Source organism: Pistricoccus aurantiacus, from assembly GCF_007954585.1.
GTDB classification, from domain to species: domain Bacteria; phylum Pseudomonadota; class Gammaproteobacteria; order Pseudomonadales; family Halomonadaceae; genus Pistricoccus; species Pistricoccus aurantiacus.
This window is the reverse complement of record NZ_CP042382.1, coordinates 3575079-3590674: the sequence shown is the minus strand read 5'-3', so window position 1 is coordinate 3590674 and position 15596 is coordinate 3575079. Positions and strand designations below refer to the sequence as shown.

15 protein-coding genes are annotated in these 15596 nt (G+C 63.1%); 5 read left to right on the top strand and 10 right to left on the bottom strand.

Going from position 1 to position 15596, the window contains the following annotated elements; translation table 11 throughout:
* Positions 1–3: 3 nt before the first annotated feature.
* Genes FGL86_RS16960 through FGL86_RS16945 form a run of 4 tightly spaced genes read right to left on the bottom strand, consistent with a single transcriptional unit; the run spans position 4 to position 4226 of the window.
* Positions 4–453 carry an ATP synthase subunit C gene (locus FGL86_RS16960; RefSeq protein WP_147185870.1) on the bottom strand — a complete coding sequence of 150 codons (450 nt, stop codon included), beginning with the start codon at positions 451–453 and terminating at the stop codon, positions 4–6.
* The gene (locus tag FGL86_RS16955) at positions 441–2222 is read right to left on the bottom strand and encodes a V-type ATP synthase subunit I (protein ID WP_147185869.1); all 1782 of its coding nucleotides are present in this window, start codon (positions 2220–2222) and stop codon (positions 441–443) included. The genes FGL86_RS16960 and FGL86_RS16955 overlap by 13 nt, the downstream gene beginning before the upstream one ends.
* The gene (locus FGL86_RS16950) at positions 2219–2824 is read right to left on the bottom strand and encodes a V-type ATP synthase subunit D (protein ID WP_147185868.1); all 606 of its coding nucleotides are present in this window, start codon (positions 2822–2824) and stop codon (positions 2219–2221) included. The genes FGL86_RS16955 and FGL86_RS16950 overlap by 4 nt, the downstream gene beginning before the upstream one ends.
* Before the next feature lie 19 nt (positions 2825–2843).
* On the bottom strand, positions 2844–4226 hold the full coding sequence (locus FGL86_RS16945; RefSeq protein WP_147185867.1) for a V-type ATP synthase subunit B: 1383 nt from the start codon (positions 4224–4226) through the stop codon (positions 2844–2846).
* 175 nt (positions 4227–4401) lie between these two features.
* Between FGL86_RS16945 and FGL86_RS16940 the strand changes: the two genes are divergently transcribed.
* Positions 4402–5403, top strand: a complete 1002-nt coding sequence (locus FGL86_RS16940; RefSeq protein ID WP_246131677.1) for a zinc-dependent alcohol dehydrogenase family protein — start codon at positions 4402–4404, stop codon at positions 5401–5403.
* Between the two features lie 76 nt (positions 5404–5479).
* On the opposite strand, the gene FGL86_RS16935 is transcribed toward FGL86_RS16940, so the two are convergent.
* The gene (locus tag FGL86_RS16935) at positions 5480–5689 is read right to left on the bottom strand and encodes a YgaP family membrane protein (RefSeq protein ID WP_147185866.1); all 210 of its coding nucleotides are present in this window, start codon (positions 5687–5689) and stop codon (positions 5480–5482) included.
* 300 nt (positions 5690–5989) lie between these two features.
* On the opposite strand from FGL86_RS16935, the gene trxC reads away from it, so the two are divergent.
* Positions 5990–6427 (top strand): thioredoxin TrxC, encoded by a 438-nt coding sequence (trxC, locus tag FGL86_RS16930; RefSeq protein ID WP_147185865.1) that lies wholly within the window; start codon positions 5990–5992, stop codon positions 6425–6427.
* Between the two features lie 27 nt (positions 6428–6454).
* Here trxC and FGL86_RS16925 read toward each other — a convergent pair whose 3' ends face one another.
* From FGL86_RS16925 to FGL86_RS16905, 5 genes are all read right to left on the bottom strand, one after another.
* Positions 6455–9685, bottom strand: a complete 3231-nt coding sequence (locus tag FGL86_RS16925) for an efflux RND transporter permease subunit (RefSeq protein ID WP_147185864.1) — start codon at positions 9683–9685, stop codon at positions 6455–6457.
* Positions 9682–10728 (bottom strand): efflux RND transporter periplasmic adaptor subunit, encoded by a 1047-nt coding sequence (locus FGL86_RS16920; protein WP_147185863.1) that lies wholly within the window; start codon positions 10726–10728, stop codon positions 9682–9684. The genes FGL86_RS16925 and FGL86_RS16920 overlap by 4 nt, the downstream gene beginning before the upstream one ends.
* Positions 10725–11399: a cytochrome b/b6 domain-containing protein gene (locus FGL86_RS16915; RefSeq protein ID WP_147185862.1), complete on the bottom strand. Its 675-nt coding sequence runs from the start codon at positions 11397–11399 to the stop codon at positions 10725–10727. Before FGL86_RS16915 ends, FGL86_RS16920 begins: the two co-directional genes overlap by 4 nt.
* The gene (locus tag FGL86_RS16910) at positions 11396–12994 is read right to left on the bottom strand and encodes a tetrathionate reductase family octaheme c-type cytochrome (RefSeq protein WP_147185861.1); all 1599 of its coding nucleotides are present in this window, start codon (positions 12992–12994) and stop codon (positions 11396–11398) included. Before FGL86_RS16910 ends, FGL86_RS16915 begins: the two co-directional genes overlap by 4 nt.
* A 97-nt stretch (positions 12995–13091) precedes the next feature.
* Positions 13092–13403 carry an ArsR/SmtB family transcription factor gene (locus FGL86_RS16905; protein ID WP_147185860.1) on the bottom strand — a complete coding sequence of 104 codons (312 nt, stop codon included), beginning with the start codon at positions 13401–13403 and terminating at the stop codon, positions 13092–13094.
* A gap of 136 nt (positions 13404–13539) precedes the next feature.
* Here FGL86_RS16905 and FGL86_RS16900 point away from each other — a divergent pair, with 136 nt between their 5' ends.
* Genes FGL86_RS16900 through FGL86_RS16890 form a run of 3 tightly spaced genes read left to right on the top strand, consistent with a single transcriptional unit; the run spans position 13540 to position 15465 of the window.
* Positions 13540–14013, top strand: a complete 474-nt coding sequence (locus FGL86_RS16900) for a DsrE family protein (protein ID WP_147185859.1) — start codon at positions 13540–13542, stop codon at positions 14011–14013.
* A 54-nt stretch (positions 14014–14067) separates the two neighbouring features.
* The gene (locus FGL86_RS16895; RefSeq protein ID WP_147185858.1) at positions 14068–15033 is read left to right on the top strand and encodes an arsenic resistance protein; all 966 of its coding nucleotides are present in this window, start codon (positions 14068–14070) and stop codon (positions 15031–15033) included.
* Positions 15034–15054: 21 nt separating this feature from the next.
* Positions 15055–15465, top strand: a complete 411-nt coding sequence (locus FGL86_RS16890; RefSeq protein ID WP_147185857.1) for a DUF6858 family protein — start codon at positions 15055–15057, stop codon at positions 15463–15465.
* Positions 15466–15596 lie beyond the last annotated feature (131 nt).

Sequence of the window (15596 nt, the reverse complement as noted above, 5' to 3'; positions counted from 1 at the left end):
GATTCATTGCACCGGAATGTTGCCGCCGATCACCAGGGCGAAGATGAAGGCGAATACCCCGAAGCCCTCGACGATGGCCGCCGGCGCGATGGACAGGCCGAAGATCTCCGGCTTGCTCTTCGAGCTGTTGATCGCCGAGGCGCAGCAACTGCCCTGGTAGACCGCGCTCAACAGCAGGGCTACGCCCGCAAGAATGCCCACGGAGAACAGTCCCGGCGAAGTCGCGACAGTGACCGGGCGCTGCAGGGTGAACATCACCACGATGCCGTAGATGCTCTGGGAGGAAGGCATCGCCGAGAGCCCGATGAATCGGCCATGGCCGGATTCGGTCTCGAGCAGGGCGCCGATGGCCGCCTGACCGGCGATGGCGCAGCCGATGATGCTGCCGATGGCCCCCAGGGCCATGGGGCCATAAAGGCCCGCCCAACCCATTGCGATGATCAGTTGCTCCATGGTGTGGTCTCCGTTTTCGCAAATGCCCTGAAGGGATATCCCTCGTCCGAGATGCCCCAGTGATAGAACTCGATGAGATTGAGCCGCAGCCCGTGCACCACGCCGCTGACCACCGCCAGCACGAAATTCAGCGCGTGGCCGACGATCAGGATCAGGCCATAGAACAGGATGCCGAGACCGGGATAGGCCGCCGCCGCATCCGCGGCGAGCTGGTTGAAGGTGACTGCCAGGGATGCGCTGGCGAGTCCCAGTGCGAACAGACGCAGATAGCTCAGTACGTCGCCGAAGGCCCGGGTCACGTCGGTCAAGGCATAGAGACCGCCGCCGACCCGCTTGAGCAGGTCCAGCGGCTCGCGTATCGGACGAGTATCGGTGAAGACGAAGACGGCAATCAGTCCCAAGGCAAGCGGGATTCCGCCGCCGGGTATGCCGTAATAGAGCAATACGCCCGCCACCAGCGCGACAATCCAGCCCAGCGGCGCCAGCATGACGCTATGCCCCCTGTGGTGCCAGGCCACGGTGGCGTTGGCGATGACCAGGTGCGCCAGGCCGATGCCGATCGCCAGCTGCATCATCTGACCGAAGTCGTTGATGTCGAGGAGTTTCAAGCGGGACAGCCAGTTTTCCGGCGGCGGACTCCAGCCGAAATAGCTGCCGGCGAGTACGCCATAGGCCAGGGTGAAACCCACCAGAACGAACCCCAGGGTGCGTACTCGTGTCCCGGCGCGGCTCTGCTTGAGTCGTTTTGAAAAGAACAGGACCGCGCCGAGCATAAGCAGCCCGTAGCCCGCATCCGCGAGGATCATCGCGAAGAACACTGCAAAAGAGAAAAAGATCACTCGGGAGGGATCCCAGTTGCGATAGCCGGGCATCTGGTAGAAATGTACTATCTCCGCGCCGCCGGCGGTACGCTCGTCGTTGTCGAGCAGGGTGGGAGGCTGATCCTCGGGGCCCACCGGCTCAACGAGCAGGGCGAGCCCCTTTTCTTCAGCGAGACGTTGAATGTCCTTGATCGCCGCCTCTGGTGCCCAGCCCTGCACGGCGAAGATCGCATCATCGTCTCGAGTAAGATGCTGCGCCTGCTTCAGGCTCGCCGCGTCGTCCGCCTGGGCTTGGTGACGGTGCAGCAGATGGATCCAGCGGGTCAGCGCTTCCCGCTCGGCAGTACATTCATCGAGACGCACCACCAGACGCTGCAGTTCCTCCCGCAGCTGCCGGCGCGGCACGCTGCCGGTATGGGTGCGCGGTACCGGCAGAGCATCCGGCGCGGGTTCCTCCAGGCTGATCACCGCGATATAGCGGTTGCGGTTGTCGCGATGCACCTCCTGCCAGGGCAGATCGACTTCCATGAGCTGACGCGCCTTGTAGTGAGGCACCTCGTAGAACCACAGGCGATGCCCGGCGAGGCTTTCCAGAGGTGGAAAATCAAAATCTCCCCAAGGCTCGAGATCCTTGAGACGCCGCCGGGTGAAATCGATGCTGTCCTCAAGATCCCGCATCCGGCGCTGATTCTCCAGGGCGCGCTTGACGATGGCCTGATGATCGAAATCAGGATCGCTCGCCACCTGATGGCGCTTTACCGGACAGTCGAGAAGATAGGCCAGCGCCTTGCGAGTATCGCTGGATGTCGAGCCGAGGGGCGTGCCCTGCTTCCCTGCCCCCAGATCGATCAGGTGTATGACGCCCAGGCGCTGCAGGTCGCTCAGGGTGGTCGACTTGTCGACGTGGCTGCCGACCAGGGTCGCTCGGCGAAGGGGCACGATACTCACGAGTGCGCTCCCTGAGCCTGCTTGCGCTTGGCGAGCTTGGCCCGCACCACTGCGGAGCGCTCGCCGTCGGCGAGATGGATCCGGATGCGACGAATGTTCTCCTGGGTGCGAGGAATCAACACCTTGTCGAACAGGTTGACCCGCTGTGTGACCCGCTTGACCGCCCGCTCCAGACGCCGCAGCCGCTCCCGCTCTACCTGCAGGCGTACCGTCAGCGCCAGGGCTTCCCGAAGGGCTTTCTGATAGGGATCCAGCCAGTGGGGGGTGGTCAACGCCGGGTAGTCGGCGAGTTCGATATCGATCTCCTCGAGGGTCGGCAGATGCACACCGAGCAGGTTGTGCTCGCGCAGCCGGACAGCCGTCACCCGGGCCAGGTTCTCGATCTTCAGCGTATCGTCACCGGCCATGGATAGCTGCTCGCGCACTCTGGCCACCAAGGTGTCCCGTTCGGTCTCGCTTTCCTGCAGCGTTTCCCGGGCGCGCAGTCGCTCGGCGATCAGCTGACGGCGCTTGAGATCCAGGGATGGCAGCAGCCGCTGAAACTGCTGGAGCCGAGACTGTTCCCGGTGCAGGGCGGTCTTGTTTAGCGAGAGTCTTGCCACTTTGTATCCTTATGACGATCTAGCTCGCTAGATCGTGTGTTGAGTCTTCCTCGTCGCGCTGTCGTTTCTTGCCGGGAAAATACTTGTCGATCAGCTGTTGGCGCATGACCAGTTCCTGGGGCTCGAAGCATTCCGCCAGGGTCTCCCAGGCCAGATCCAGGGCGCGCTCCAGGGACAGGGAAACCGAGACATCCATGAAGCGGGTCTCAAACAGGTCGCCGAAGCGCAGCAGCTTCTCGTCGAATTTAGAGAGCTCGAAGGCCATGGCGCGTTTCTGCTGGGCGTCCCGGGCGCCGGCATACAGTCGAATCATGGTGTTCATCAGCGCGCCGTGATCCTCCCGGGTGCTCTTGCCGATCACACGCTGCTTGAGCCGGGAGAGTGAACCAAAAGGATCGATCTGGCCGTTGCGCAGATAGAACTGGCCCTCGGTGATATAACCGGTGTTGTCCGGTACCGGATGGGTGATGTCGTCCCCGGGCATGGTGGTGACGGTGAGCACCGTCACCGAGCCGGCGCCGTGGAAGTCGCAGGCCTTCTCGTAGCGCCGCGCCAGCTGGGAGTAGAGATCCCCCATGTGGCCGCGGTTCGACGGCACCCGTTCCATGCTGATACCCACTTCCTTCAGGGCATCGGCGAAGGCGGTCATGTCCGTGAGCAGCACCAGTACCCGCTTGCCTTCCTCCACGGCGAAACGCTCCGCCACCGCCAGGGCCATGTCCGGCACCAGCAGGCGTTCCACCACCGAGTCCGAGGCCAGGTTGGCGAACATCACCGTGTGGGCGAACACCCCGGCGTCGAGAAAACGCTGACGGAAGTAGTGGTAGTCGTCGAAGATCAACCCCATGCCGCCGAACACCACCACGTCTGCGTCCGCGTGGATGGCGATACGTGCAAGCAAAGCGTTGTAGGGCTCGCCGGCCACGGAGAAGATAGGAATCTTCTGGCTCTCCACCAGAGTGTTGAAGACATCGATCATCGGCACGTCGGTGCGAATCATGCGACTCGGCATCACCCGGCGCATGGGATTCACCGAGGGCCCGCCGATATCCACCCGGCGATCCTCGGTGAGCGCCGGGCCACGGTCCATGGGTTCGCCGAGGCTGTTGAAGGCGCGCCCCAGTACGTTCTGGGAGCAGGTGACCTGCATGGGATGGCCGAGAAAGCGAACCGACGCCCGAGTGGTCAGCCCGGCGGTGCCGCCGAAGACCTGCAGCGAGACCACGTCGTCATCGATACGAATGACCTGGGCGAGCACTGTCTCGCCGTTCGCCTTGCGCAGGCTGGCTATGTCGCGAAAGCGTGCCGGCGTCGGTTGGCCATCGCCGCTGGGTACCCGCACCCGCACGATGCCGCCGACGATGCTGAGGATATTGCGATAGTGACTTAAAGGTTGCGACATGCCGGCCAATAGCTCCAATCAATAGGGCGTTGTCTCGGCACGACTCCGACGGCGCTGCCGAGGACAACGCGAAATTCGTCGAGGGTAGGGCATGCTGTTTCGCACGCTTTTTACTATTCTTCTAATGAGCATGCCCTTCGTATTACCAGGGTGTCAACGAAAGACGGAGGTTGTCATGAGCCAGATCAAGATGCGCGCCATGGTCTTGCCGGTGCCCGGTGCGCCCTTGGAAATGCGCGAACTGCCGCGCCCGATCCCGGGGCCTGGTCAGGTGCGCCTGAAGGTGCAGGCCTGCGGGGTATGTCGTACGGACCTACATGTGGTGGACGGCGAACTGCCGGAACCCAGGCTGCCCCTGGTGCCGGGCCATGAGATCGTCGGGCGGATCGACGCCCTGGGGGAGGGCGTGGATGGCTTCGAGCCTGACGATCGGGTCGGGGTGCCTTGGCTGGGCTGGACCTGTGGCACCTGCCGTTACTGTCGTCATGGACAGGAAAATCTCTGTGTCCAGGCGCGTTTCACCGGCTATACCCTGGACGGCGGCTACGCGGAGTACAGCCTAGCGGATGCACGGTTCTGTTTCCCCGTCGACGAGAGCTTCGAGGATGTCGCAGCCGCGCCGCTGCTCTGCGCCGGCCTTATCGGCCATCGCGCCTGGTCGATGATCGGCGAGGGCGTCGAGCATCTGGGCATCTACGGCTTCGGTGCGGCGGCGCATATCCTTGCCCAGGTGGCGATCCACGAGGAGCAGTCGGTGTACGCCTTCACCCGGCCCGGGGATGAGCAGGCCAAGGAATTCGCCTACAAGCTCGGCGCGGTCTGGGCCGGGGATTCTGATCAGCTGCCCCCGCAGCGCCTCGACGCCGCCATCATTTTCGCCCCGGTGGGCGAACTGGTGCCCGCCGCCCTGAAAGCCGTGCGCCCCGGCGGCACGGTGGTCTGCGGCGGCATTCACATGAGCGATATCCCGGCGTTTCCCTATCGCCTGCTGTGGGAGGAACGGGTGCTGCGCTCCGTGGCCAACCTGACCCGGGCGGACGGCCACGACTTCATGGCCCTGGCGCCCCGAGCCGGGGTGCGCACCCATACCCGGCGCTACCCGCTTGCGGATGCCAACCAGGCGCTGGCGGACCTGCGGGAAGGGCGGCTGAGCGGCGCGGCGGTGCTGGTGCCTTGAGCAGGGCCGTACCGACTCGCGCTCAAGTCAGCTCTTGCAAGCCTGGAGCGTCGACCGTCCAAGGCTTGCAAACCTGCTATTGAGTGGACTTGTCGAGGGACTTGCGCTGGCAGGTACTGACGCCCAACAAGCGATAGGCCGGGCAGAAGCGAAATAGTCCGGTGACCAAAGGAACGACACCGATCCATCCCCACCAGCCGATCATGCTTGCCAATGTCAAGGCGATCAGAATCAGCCCGACGGCGATACGCAGTCCACTGTCGATGTTGCCCATATTACGTTTCATGAGGAATCTCCTTGGGATCATGGGTTGCGGCTCTCGGTGTTTGCCGCAGCGTGGCCGATCGAGTCCAGGGTCGGCTGTCAGTCTTGACACCTAGTTTACATACAATATATAAAAAAATAAAGTGTATGTGTCAATCATGCCTTTACCAACGGCTTGAAGCAGCCGATCCTGCAGGAGGGTCGTCATGTTGTTCCCTATGCCCCGCGATCTCGGCGAACGCCATTCGCCACTCTATTTCCGACTATGCTCCGTTTCTATACCATCCACTCATCATGGAATACGCCGATTCGGGAGAGTGAAATGAGCGATGCCATTCAACTGGCCTGCCCCCATTGCAATACCTTGAACCGTGTCGACAGGTCCCGGTTGGGGGAGGGCGCCAAGTGCGGCAAGTGCAAGCAGGCGCTATTCACCGGTGAACCCATCGAACTGAATGCTGGCAACTTTGATGCGATGGTTAATCGCAGCGACCTGCCGATAGTGGTGGATTTCTGGGCGAGCTGGTGCGGGCCCTGCAAGATGATGGCGCCGATCTTCGCTCAGGTGGCTCGCGAGCTCGAACCGCGGCTGCGCTTCGCCAAACTGGACACCGAGGCCGAGCAAGGCATCGCCGGACGCTTCGGCATCCGCAGCATTCCCACCCTGATCGTCTTTCGTCGGGGCCAGGAGGTCGCTCGCCAGGCGGGCGTGATGCAGGCGTCCCAGCTCACCCAGTGGCTTCAGCCTCATTTGCTGTAGAGTTTTTTATCGATAAAGGCAATCGGCTCAAATCCAGCCGCGCCGCGCCAGCACGTAGTAGAGCAGCGGCACCACCAGGATGGTCAGCAGCGTGGACATGGCCAGCCCGAAGATCAGCGAGATCGCCAGGCCGTTGAAGATCGGGTCGCTCAGGATGAAATAGGCGCCGACCATGGCCGAGATGGCGGTCAGCGCGATGGGCTTGATGCGCACCGCGCCGGCCAGCACCACCGCTTCGTCCAGCGCCACGCCTTCGTCCAGCAGCTGCTTGATGAACACCACCAGCAGGATGGAGTTGCGCACGATGATTCCGGCCAGCGCGATCATGCCGATCATGCTGGTGGCGGTGAACTCCCGGCCGAGCAGGGCGTGGCCTGGCAGGATGCCGATCAGGGTGAGCGGAATCGGCGCCATGATCACCAGCGGCAGCACATAAGAGCGGAACTGGGCCACCAGCAGCACGAAGATCATGAACACTCCGACGCTGTAGGCCATCCCCATGTCGCGGAAGGTTTCATAGGTGATCTGCCATTCCCCGTCCCACTTGAGCGCGCCGATTTCCGCCAAGGGCGGCTGGCGGATGAAATACTGCTCGGGGCTTCCCGATTCGTCGTTGAGCTCGCTCACCAGGGCGAACATGCCATATAGCGGCGAGTCTATGTTGCCGGCCATGTCGGCGGTGACGTAGGTCACCGGCAGCAGGTCCTTGTGATAGCGCGCGCCCTGCCAGGCCGGCTCGCGGAACTCGGCGACGCTCGCCAGGGAAATCGGCTCGCCGTCGCGACTGCGTACCGCCAGGGAAAGCAGCGCCGCCTGCTGGGCCTTGTCGCCTTCCTTCAGAATGACCCGGATGGGTACCGGGTACTTGGCGTTATCGTCATGCAGATAGCCGAGGTTGCGATCTCCCAGGGCGGTCTGGATCGCTTCCACCACCTGGGCCTGGGAGACGCCGAGACGCGCCGCCCGGGCCCGGTCCACCACCAGATCCCACTGGCGGGTAGGCGCTGTCAGGGTGGTGTCGATATCCACCAGTCCTTCAACGCTTGCCATGCGCTCGGCAAGGTTCGTGGCGAGTTCCGCCCGGCGGCGATGATCCACGCCGTAGACTTCCGCCACCAGCGGCGAGAGCACCGGCGGCCCCGGGGGCACTTCCACGACCTTTACCGCCGCCTCGAAGCTCTCGCCGATGGCCTGCAGCGCCGGGCGGATGGTGGTGGCGATCTCGTGAGACTGACGCTCACGTCGGGATTCCTCCGCGAGGTTGATCTGGATGTCGCCCTGATAAGGGTCGGCTCGCAGGTAGTACTGGCGCACCAGGCCGTTGAAGTTCAGCGGCGAGGCGGTGCCGGCATAGGCCTGCCAGTGGGCGACCTCGTCGACGGTCTCCAGATATTCGCCCATGGCCAGCAGCACTTGCTGGGTTCGCTCCATGGGAGTGTGCTCCGGCATGTCGACGACGATCTGTAGTTCGGACTTGTTATCGAAGGGCAGCATCTTGAGGATCACCGCCTGGAACACCGGCAGCGCGCAAGACAACAGCATCAGGCCGATCACGCCCAGGGCGAGCAGCCCTCGGCGCCAGCGATGCGCGCCGAGAAACGGCGTGAGCAGCCCGCCGAACAGGCGCCGGGCCACGGGGCTGACGCCCTCGGCGGAGTTGGTCGCCTGCGCTTCGGCCTGGGCGGCGACGCCTTTTTGATGGGCGAGCAGCCGCAGGGCCAGCCAGGGCGTTACCACGAAGGCGACGATCTGGGAAATCACCATGCCGGCGGAGGCGTTGATGGGAATCGGGCTCATGTAGGGGCCCATCAGGCCGGTGACGAAGGCCATGGGCAGCAGCGCCGCCATGATGGTGAGGCTCGCCATGATGGTCGGCGTGCCCACTTCGTCCACCGCCACCGGAATGATGTCCTTGACCGGATGGCGGCTGGTGCGGATGCGCCGGTTGATGTTCTCGGTGATGACGATGCCGTCGTCCACCAGGATGCCGATGGAAAAGATCAGTGCGAACAGCGACACCCGATTGAGGGTGAACCCCCAGGCCCAGGAGAAGACCAGGGTCAGCAGCAGGGTGACCAGCACCGCCACGCCGACGATCAGTGCCTGGCGCCAGCCCATGGCGAGGAGTACCAGCGCCACCACGCCCAGGGTCGCGGAGATCAGGTCCGAGATCAGTTGGCGGGCCTTCGCCGAGGCGGTCTCGCCGTAATCCCGACTGACCACGACCTCGATATCCTCCGGCAGCGCTCGATTGCGCAGGGCGTCCAGGCGCTGTTCGATGGCGGTAGTGATATCGATGGCGTTCTCTCCGGGCTTCTTGGCGATGGCCAGGGTCACCGCGGGATAGAGCTCGCCGGCGGCCCCGGGCCGTGCGTCGCTGGCCGCCGGGCCGAAGCCCATCAGTACGCTGTGGTCCGGATCGCTGTCGCCCCGTGAGATTTCCGCCACGTCCTCGAGGAATACCGCTCCCCCCTCATGCATGCCGACCACCAGCCGGCGCAGGGTCTCGACGTCGGCGAGCAGGGTGCCCGCCTTGAGGGGAATCGACAGGCCGTCCCGAGTGATCCGGCTCTCCTGGCTGCTGGCGTTGGCGGCCCGCAGGGCGTTCTCGATGTCCGCCAGGGTGAGGCCGAAGCCCTTGAGCAGCGCGGGATCGAAGCGTACCTCCACCCGGTCCGGGGTGCCGCCCACGGTGTAGATGTCCCGGGTGCCGGGCACGCGCTTGAGGGCCACCTCCAGGGTATGGGCGAGCCGGGTCAGCTCCGCGCCGGTGCGCGCCCCGCTCGGGTCGAACAGAGTGAGGGTCATGATGGGCACGTCGTCAATGCCCTGGGGCTTGACCAGCGGCTGGCTGGCGCCGAGATCCGCCGGCAGCCAGTCCTGATTGGAGTAGACCTGGTTGTACAGTCGCACCAGGGCTTCCTGTCGGGAGAGTCCAACCTCGAACTCCACGGTGATCACCGCCTGGCCCTGGCGCGAGACCGAGTAGACGTGCTTGATGCCTTCGATCTCGCTCATGACCTGTTCCGCGGGAATGGTGATCAGACTCTCCACCTCGGCGACGCTGGCGCCGGGCAGGCCGACGAAGATATCCGCCATGGTGACGTCGATCTGAGGCTCTTCCTCCTTGGGAGTGATCACCACCGACAGAATGCCCAGCAGGATCGCCATCAGTGCCAGCAGCGGAGTCAGCTGGGAATTCTGAAAAACGCGAGCAATGACACCGGAGGGGCCGACGGGGGGCAGCGAGCTGGTCAATTCCTGGCTCCCTCTTTGGCGGCATCGAGCCGTTCGCTGCCGAACAAAGCGTCCGGAGTTGTTGCTACCCGTTCGCCTTCGTCAAGTCCCGCCAGCACCTCGACCCGACCGTCGCGTTCGACGCCGGTTCGGACCTGGCGCAGACGGGGACGGTCCTGGTCATCCAGCACGAAAACCGCGGTCAGCTCACTGTGATGGAAGACCGTGCTGGCCGGTACCCACAGCGCCTCGCGGGCGGCTACCGGCACGTCCACCTTGACCAGCATGCCCGGATAAAGATCTTCGCCTGGGGTCGGAAGCGCCAGGCGCAGACGAAAGGTGTGGGTCTGCTCACTCGCATAGGGATAGAAAGTCATCTCGCCAGTCTCCAGGGGGCGGCCATCGGCCCGGGTGACTCGAGCCTGGCGTCGGGTTCTGGCCAGCCCGGCGTAGCGCTGGGGGAGATCGACCACTACCCGCAGCTTCTCCAGCGATAGCCCGGTCAGCAGCGGCTGACCGGGGCTGACCGACTCTCCTATCTCGACATGGCGCTCGGTCAGGATGCCGTCATAGGGGGCGAGCACCCGGGTGTATTCCAGCTGTTCCCTGGCCTCCGCAAGCGCGGCTCCGGCGCGACTCACGCCGGCCTGGGCGCTGGTCAGCGCATTGCGCGCCTGATCGAATTCCTGCTGTGAGATCAGGTTTCGCTGATGCAGAGATTGCACACGGGTAAAGCGCTGGCGAGCATCCCGCAGGCGTGCCTGGGCTTCCTCCAGACCGGCCTCGGCCTGATCCCGCCGGGCGCGCTGCTCGCTGTCCTCCAGCTGCAGGATCAACTCGCCGGCAGCCACCCGGTCGTCCACATCGAAGGGCAGGCGCAGTACCCGACCCGAGGTCTGAGCGGAGACGGTGCTCCGCTGCACTGCCTCGATCATCCCGTCGAGTCGCAGCGTTTCCTGTAGCGTCGCCCGCTCGACCTCGGTGGCGGGAATCTCCGCCTGGACGCTCAAACTGATCAGGGCGGCGGCGATGCCACCCAGCAGAAGACGAAATACGCGGGTCATGTTGATGTTTTTCCTCCCGCGGACCGGGGCGGTGTTTCGACGGATCCTTGATCAGACGCATCCTTCGCGGGCGGCTGCTCCCGGGCATCTTCGTAGCCGGTGATCATGGGCTTGATCATGCTGAAGACCGTCTTGCCCATGGTCGCCATATAGACGTGGGCGATCACGAAGACCAGCATGGCGAAGGCAGCGGCGGTATGCACCAGGGCCACGTCGCCCAAGGATAGTTCCTCCAGACCCCAGGCGGGCCATTGATTGTAGAACAGGTACAGGAGTCCCGAGATCCAGATGAGCGGCGAGATCAACAGCTTGAAGGCCAGGTAGGCCAGGCGCTGCAGCGGGTTGTGCTTGGCCCGGGTGGTCTGGCGGAAGGGGTGCTCGGCGCCGGTGAAGGTACCGATGAGATAGTAGTGGATCACCGCCCCCAGCCTGTTGGTGGTGGGAATGTACTGACGCCATTCCCCGGTGGTGAAGTGCCAGAAGATTGCCAGGATCCACAGACCGATCAGCATGTAGGCGGCGAGCCCGTGCAGCCTAGCGGCGGTACCGAAGCCCAGCGCCTGGTAGCTGCCGTGTATCTCGAAGCCGGTGAACATCAGAAAGAAGATCAGCGCCGCCTGGGACCAGTGCCAGAAGCGTTCGAAGCGCTTGTAGATCATTACACCTTTCATGAGCGTTTCCTCCTGCGTCGCGTCAGGATGCGTCCCCCGGCATGGGCGAGGCTGCCGACCAGCACCAGCAGGGCGGCGCTCCAGCCCGCTCGATCCAGCCAGATGCTGCGGTCCCGGGCGGGAAGGTAGAAATCCGTCAGCGCCGCCAGCCGTCCCTCTCGAGCATGACAGGCGCTGCAGCGCAAGGCGTCCTTGGCGGGCGCCACCATATGGGTGATGGGCCAGTGCATCAGTGTCTCCACGAAAGCAAATTCACCGCTGTAGGGCTGGTCGGCATATTCCGTGCCGGCCTTCAGCGCCTTGGTCCAGTCGAAGTTCGTCCATAGCGCCGTATCGTTGTTGGCGCTGTAGACGTGGTTGACCAGCAGATGCTGATTGACCGGGTCGTAGGGCTGCTTGCCCTGCATGATCTTGAATGGCCAGATGCGTGAATTCGGATCGTCGTGACTGCCCTGGAGTTTGTTGATCTCGATGGGCTGCCGGCTGTCGTCGAGGGTGTCGCTGCGCAGGGTGTAGCGCACCTGGCCATCGAACCAGCGGTACTCTGGCGCGACGTTCTCGCCGTGGCGGAAGCTGCCCTTGGTGCTCAGGTATTCCAGGTTGCCGTCATCGTCACGAATCGTCAGCGGCTTGCCATCCTCGCCGAGCCGCCCGGCGGTGGACCAGTCCCACCAGGTCTTGGTGGCCACGCCGCCGCGAGCGAATTCGGGAATATGACAGCTCTGGCAGGCGACCTGATCGACATGATCGTTGAGCTTCGCGGATCCGTGCGGCTCGACGCCATGGCAGGATTCACAGGAAGCCCTTGTGAAGTCGGTGTGACCGGGGACGTCGATGCCCTGGGTATCCCGGGCCTTGGCCAGATAGCGGCTGCCGCTGACGCTGTGCGCCGAGGTGGTGTGACAGTCGGCGCAGGCGAAATCGGCGCCTTCCGGAGACATGTGCACGTCCAGCGAGAAGGACGGATCGATTAGAGACGAATCCAGATCGCCGTGTTTTACTCCGTCACCACCGCCGCCATAGAAATGGCAGCTGCCGCAGTTCTGCTTGTTGGTCGGGCCAATGTTCCGGGCAATCTGGGCTAAATCAGGTGGGCGTCTGGAAGAACTGTCGCCCAGGTCGAGCATGTCATAGACAGGATGACCGGCGCCGGTGGGGGATTTCCAGTAGTCACCGGTGGTGTCGTGACAGACCAGACAGTCGACTCGATTGCCCGCGACAGGCGGGGCCTCGCGCATGTCTTTCCAGCCGTAGCCGGTGTGGCAACTGGTGCAGAAGGGCTCGTTCGAGGCCACAGAGCCGCAGAAGCTGTTGACCACGTGGCGCTTGCCCAGCAGCTGTCGGGTCTCGGGATGCAGGTACTCCCAGGTCCAGTGGATGCTTGCCTGAAGTTGATCGGCGGCCTCGGTATGGCACTTCAGGCACGCCTCGGTAACCTTGGGGCCCGAAGCGAAGGGACCTTGCAGGGCCTTGAATCGTTCATGATCCGCCGTCGAGGGCGACGTGCGTTCCAGCGCTGTTGTCGTGCTCGACGCCAGCCCCAGCATGGCGGCCACGAGCCCCCACAGGATTCGTCGTGTCACTGTCCTGTTCATGCTCCCCCCCCCTTGGGAACCGTTTTCTGTGCGTTATGTGGTTCCTGTCGTCCTGGGGTAAATGGTTATTTTTATCGTTTCAGAGAAACGGTTTCACTCAGGCGCAGAACTGCTCGTAGAGCGTCTGGATGACCGCCATGGCCTGCTCGCTGCTGATGCGATAGTAGATCTGCTTTCCTTCGCGGCGTGTCGCCACGAGGTCTTCTCGCCTCAATACCGCGAGCTGCTGCGACAGGGTGGGCTGTTCGATGCCTGTCTGCCGTTCCAGATCGCCTACGTTCATTTCTCCCTGGGACAGGTGGCACAGCAACAGCAGGCGATTCGTGTTGGCCAGTGTCTTGAGTAGTTGTCCTGCTTCGTCCGCGCTCTCGCGAAGCCGGTCGAGTTCCAGTGTGGTGTCTTGTCGCATTGTCGTTAGGGGTCTGCTTATAGTGTTATTAAAAATATTATATTAAAAAATATAGTGAAAGGCTATGGTGTAATTACTTTCCCATTACCGGGAAGGGCGCTCTCCCATCGAGAGACACATTTCAAGGAGAAAACCGATGATCTCATCCCGCTTCACCCGTCTCTTTCTGCCGCTGGCCACCCTCGCACTGGGGCTTGGTGCCAGCGTCGCCTCCCAGGCAAGCTCTGAAGATTCCACCCAGGCAGGCGCCGCGGAGAAGGCCATGGTGATCGTCACCAGCGATTCGCTGCAGACCCAGGGCATGGCCATGGTGCTGTCCCGCACCATGCAGCAGCAGGGCACGGAGTTGAATATCCTGCTCTGCGACCAGGCCGGGGATCTGGCGATCTCGGACTATCAGAGCGAGTCCGCGCTGGCACCCAGGGACATGAAACCCGAGGGGCTGCTGCAGATGATCATGGATGACGGCGCGGACGTGGCGGTCTGTGCGCTCTACCTGCCCAACAGCGATTATCAGGAAAGCGATCTGCGCGAGGGCGTGAGCGTCGCTCAGCCACCGTCCATGGCCGAGATGATGCGTGATTCCGACACCAAGGTCTTTCACTTCTAGGCATCAAACGAACGGTCGTCTTCCGGGCGGCCGTTGGTTGCAGAGGAGCCGGTAATGAGCCTGCTTTCCCGCATGACCGGCAATCTGACCCTGGCCATTCCGGCGGCGATGCTGCTGGGTCTGGCCTACGGCCTGATGGCGTCGACGGACTGGCTGCGAACGCTGATCGTGCCGCTGACGCTGCTGATGGTCTATCCGATGATGGTCAATCTCAAGCTGCGTAAGCTGTTCGAAGGTGGGGACGTCAAGGCGCAGCTGCTGGCCCAGTTCATCAACTTCGCGATCATCCCTTTCGTCGCCTTCGCCTTGGGGCGGCTGTGGTTTCCGGAGCAGCCCTATCTCGCGCTTGGATTGCTGCTGGCTTCATTGCTGCCGACCAGCGGGATGACCATCGCCTGGACCGGGTTCGCCAAGGGCAATCTTGCCGCGGCGATCAAGATGACGGTGGTGGGTCTGATTCTCGGCTCCCTGGCCACGCCGTTCTACGTGCAATGGCTGATGGGCGCGGCGGTGCCGGTGGACCTGATCGCCGTCTTCCTGCAGATCGCCCTGGTCGTGTTCCTACCCATGCTGGCGGGCCAGCTCACCCAGGCCTATCTGATTCGCCGCTACGGGCAGCAGGACTATCAGCAGCGCTGGGCGCCACGGTTTCCGCCGCTTTCGACCCTGGGGGTGCTGGGAGTCGTCTTCGTGGCCATCGCCATGAAAGGAGGAGAGCTCGTGGCGCATCCGGAGATGCTGCTCGATATCCTCGTGCCGCTGTTCGTCCTTTACGCCTTCAACTACGTCTTCAGCACCTTCGTCGCCAGGCGCCTGCTGCCTCGTGGGGACGCCATCGCCCTGGTGTACGGCACGGTGATGCGCAATCTGTCGATCGCCCTGGCCCTGGCCATGAACGCCTTCGGCGAGGCCAGCGCGGATGCGGCGCTGCTCATCGCCGTCGCCTACATCATCCAGGTGCAGTCCGCCGCCTGGTACGTGAAGCTCAGCGACCGATTCTTCGGCACCAAGCTGGCCTGATTACCTTGGAGGAACTATCCCGTGCAGCACACGCTTTTCATGGACAAGTATCCCACTCAGCATCTCGATCTACTCAAGGCCGAAACGAGCTTCAAATCGGTGGACGAGATCATTGCCTTCTTTCGCAGCAAGGTGGAAGCAGATCCGCGAGCCTGCCTGATCGCCGAGTTCGATCATTACGCGCATACGCGTTCGCTGCCGGAGGGCGAGATCGCCGAGAACATCCGCGCCGCCAAGCATCTGGTATTCTGTTTTGGCCTCAAGCTGCCTAATCCCCTGGCCATGGCGCCCCGGCCGCGTTCGATGGGGGTCTGCGAGCTTGATGATCGTTTTGTCATTGCCTTTCTCGAAGCGCCAAACCCCGCGATGAACGAGACCATGGGGGAATGGGTCAAGGCGCTGGTGAAGGCCAAGCCGGATACACCTTCGTGATAAGGCTGTTTTCGCTCGCGGACTTGAATCGAACCACAAGCGGAGTCAAGCCCGCGAGTTTTTGAGATTCCGCTGCAGCGAAGTGCGTTGCGGTGTGAAATGGCGCCACTCTCTTCTATTGATCCAGATCA

Excerpts from the sequence above, each read along its gene's own strand:
- FGL86_RS16960 (WP_147185870.1), bottom strand. The coding sequence starts at position 453 with ATGGAGCAACTGATCATCGCAATGGGTTGGGCGGGCCTTTATGGCCCC.
- FGL86_RS16945 (WP_147185867.1), bottom strand. The coding sequence starts at position 4,226 with ATGTCGCAACCTTTAAGTCACTATCGCAATATCCTCAGCATCGTCGGC.
- FGL86_RS16940 (WP_246131677.1), top strand. The coding sequence starts at position 4,402 with ATGAGCCAGATCAAGATGCGCGCCATGGTCTTGCCGGTGCCCGGTGCG.
- FGL86_RS16935 (WP_147185866.1), bottom strand. The coding sequence starts at position 5,689 with ATGAAACGTAATATGGGCAACATCGACAGTGGACTGCGTATCGCCGTC.
- trxC (WP_147185865.1), top strand. The coding sequence starts at position 5,990 with ATGAGCGATGCCATTCAACTGGCCTGCCCCCATTGCAATACCTTGAAC.
- FGL86_RS16920 (WP_147185863.1), bottom strand. The coding sequence starts at position 10,728 with ATGACCCGCGTATTTCGTCTTCTGCTGGGTGGCATCGCCGCCGCCCTG.
- FGL86_RS16915 (WP_147185862.1), bottom strand. The coding sequence starts at position 11,399 with ATGAAAGGTGTAATGATCTACAAGCGCTTCGAACGCTTCTGGCACTGG.
- FGL86_RS16910 (WP_147185861.1), bottom strand. The coding sequence starts at position 12,994 with ATGAACAGGACAGTGACACGACGAATCCTGTGGGGGCTCGTGGCCGCC.
- FGL86_RS16905 (WP_147185860.1), bottom strand. The coding sequence starts at position 13,403 with ATGCGACAAGACACCACACTGGAACTCGACCGGCTTCGCGAGAGCGCG.
- FGL86_RS16900 (WP_147185859.1), top strand. The coding sequence starts at position 13,540 with ATGATCTCATCCCGCTTCACCCGTCTCTTTCTGCCGCTGGCCACCCTC.
- FGL86_RS16895 (WP_147185858.1), top strand. The coding sequence starts at position 14,068 with ATGAGCCTGCTTTCCCGCATGACCGGCAATCTGACCCTGGCCATTCCG.